Origin of the sequence: Streptomyces sp. NPDC085946 (assembly GCF_044540485.1) — a bacterium.
In the GTDB taxonomy this organism is placed as follows: Bacteria; Actinomycetota; Actinomycetes; order Streptomycetales; family Streptomycetaceae; genus Streptomyces.
Genome location: NZ_JBITSF010000064.1, coordinates 1,652 through 3,289, shown reverse-complemented (window position 1 = coordinate 3,289; position 1,638 = coordinate 1,652). Strand labels below are relative to the sequence as shown.

Below are 1,638 nucleotides of genomic sequence, written 5' to 3'. Positions count from 1 at the left end.
GGGTGGTTGGTCGTTGTTTGAGAACTGCACAGTGGACGCGAGCATCTGTGGCCAAGTTTTTAAGGGCGCACGGTGGATGCCTTGGCACCAGGAACCGATGAAGGACGTGGGAGGCCACGATAGGCCCCGGGGAGTCGTCAACCAGGCTTTGATCCGGGGGTGTCCGAATGGGGAAACCCGGCAGTCGTCATGGGCTGTCACCCTTGCCTGAACACATAGGGCAAGTGGAGGGAACGCGGGGAAGTGAAACATCTCAGTACCCGCAGGAAGAGAAAACAACCGTGATTCCGGGAGTAGTGGCGAGCGAAACCGGATGAGGCCAAACCGTTTACGTGTGAGACCCGGCAGGGGTTGCGTGAGCGGGGTTGTGGGATCTCTCTTTCATGGTCTGCCGGCCGTGAGACGAGTCAGAAACCGTTGATGTAGGCGAAGGACATGCGAAAGGTCCGGCGTAGAGGGTAAGACCCCCGTAGTCGAAACGTCAGCGGCTCGTTGGAGAGACACCCAAGTAGCACGGGGCCCGAGAAATCCCGTGTGAATCTGGCGGGACCACCCGCTAAGCCTAAATATTCCCTGGTGACCGATAGCGGATAGTACCGTGAGGGAATGGTGAAAAGTACCGCGGGAGCGGAGTGAAATAGTACCTGAAACCGTGTGCCTACAAGCCGTGGGAGCGTCGGAGCAAGGCTTGCCTTGTTCTCGTGACTGCGTGCCTTTTGAAGAATGAGCCTGCGAGTTTGCGGTGTGTTGCGAGGTTAACCCGGGTGGGGTAGCCGTAGCGAAAGCGAGTCCGAACAGGGCGACTCAGTAGCACGCTCAAGACCCGAAGCGGAGTGATCTAGCCATGGGCAGGTTGAAGCGGAGGTAAGACTTCGTGGAGGACCGAACCCACCAGGGTTGAAAACCTGGGGGATGACCTGTGGTTAGGGGTGAAAGGCCAATCAAACTCCGTGATAGCTGGTTCTCCCCGAAATGCATTTAGGTGCAGCGTCGTGTGTTTCTTGCCGGAGGTAGAGCACTGGATAGGCGATGGGCCCTACCGGGTTACTGACCTTAGCCAAACTCCGAATGCCGGTAAGTGAGAGCGCGGCAGTGAGACTGTGGGGGATAAGCTCCATGGTCGAGAGGGAAACAGCCCAGAGCATCGACTAAGGCCCCTAAGCGTACGCTAAGTGGGAAAGGATGTGGAGTCGCACAGACAACCAGGAGGTTGGCTTAGAAGCAGCCACCCTTGAAAGAGTGCGTAATAGCTCACTGGTCTAGTGATTCCGCGCCGACAATGTAGCGGGGCTCAAGCGTACCGCCGAAGTCGTGTCATTGCAGCAATACGGCCAACGCCGGCTGTGATGGGTAGGGGAGCGTCGTGTGCCGGGTGAAGCAGCACCGGAAGGTAGTTGTGGACGGTTCACGAGTGAGAATGCAGGCATGAGTAGCGATACAAACGTGAGAAACGTTTGCGCCGATTGACTAAGGGTTCCTGGGTCAAGCTGATCTGCCCAGGGTAAGTCGGGACCTAAGGCGAGGCCGACAGGCGTAGTCGATGGATAACCGGTTGATATTCCGGTACCCGCTGTGAAGCGTCAAACATCGAACCAGGCGATGCTAAGTCCGTGAAGCCGCCCCGGAGCCTTCGGGGAA

At 57.6% G+C, this 1,638-nt stretch carries 1 rRNA gene (running past one end of the window); it reads left to right on the top strand.

The window, feature by feature from the left end:
• Window positions 1-49 precede the first annotated feature (49 nt).
• Window positions 50-1,638, top strand: a 23S ribosomal RNA gene (locus tag ACIF8T_RS40450) (it continues 1,629 nt past the right edge of the window).